At 42.5% G+C, this 563-nt stretch carries 1 protein-coding gene and 1 pseudogene; one reads left to right on the top strand and one right to left on the bottom strand.

All coding sequences use genetic code 11. The annotated features are described in order from the left end of the window. Nucleotides 1–2: 2 nt before the first annotated feature. Nucleotides 3–305 carry a putative quinol monooxygenase gene (locus KA893_RS13895; RefSeq protein WP_002484388.1) on the bottom strand — a complete coding sequence of 101 codons (303 nt, stop codon included), beginning with the start codon at nucleotides 303–305 and terminating at the stop codon, nucleotides 3–5. 51 nt (nucleotides 306–356) lie between these two features. Between KA893_RS13895 and KA893_RS13900 the strand changes: the two are divergent. Next, nucleotides 357–563: pseudogene (locus tag KA893_RS13900) on the top strand (transposase); the annotation flags it as partial.

The raw sequence follows: 563 nt of genomic DNA on the forward strand, positions 1-563 counted from the left end.
CTTTATTTAGGAAGCTTGGAAGCAAGGACGTCAATATTTTCAATCACTGGTGGCTCTGCGAAAAGTTCAGGAGATTTCTCCGTCAATGCCGCAGCCACTTGACCAGAAAGGTGTGCTTGACGACCTGTGTCGTCCGGGAATGCGTCAAAGATGCCGAATGTCGTAGGTCCAAGTCGGATCGCAAACCATGCGATCGTTTCTGACTCCTCCTGAACCACAGGTAGGGCCCCACGTAGGAAGCTTTCAACTTCCTCTTCTTTTCCGGGTTTTGCTTCAAGTCGAACCAATAGCGCTACATTAACCATTTTTCTATCTCCTCCTCAAATTAGAAACTTCATCCATTAATATATCACATAACATTTTTTGTGACCAATTTAGAAGTTGCCTTTTCTCCAAAAGATATCGTCCGTGCGTATCAAAAAAGAGGGACGATGGAGAACTATATCAAGGAGGCCAAGAATGGTTTCAAATTCGATCAAATGAATAGTCATTTTTTTCAAGTGAACGAGGTAAGAATGATGTTGAGTCTTCTAGCTTATAACTGGTTCTGTTGCAAAGTTGAA

Source organism: Staphylococcus sp. GDY8P126P, assembly GCF_017891965.1.
Classification (GTDB): Bacteria; Bacillota; Bacilli; order Staphylococcales; family Staphylococcaceae; genus Staphylococcus; species Staphylococcus saprophyticus.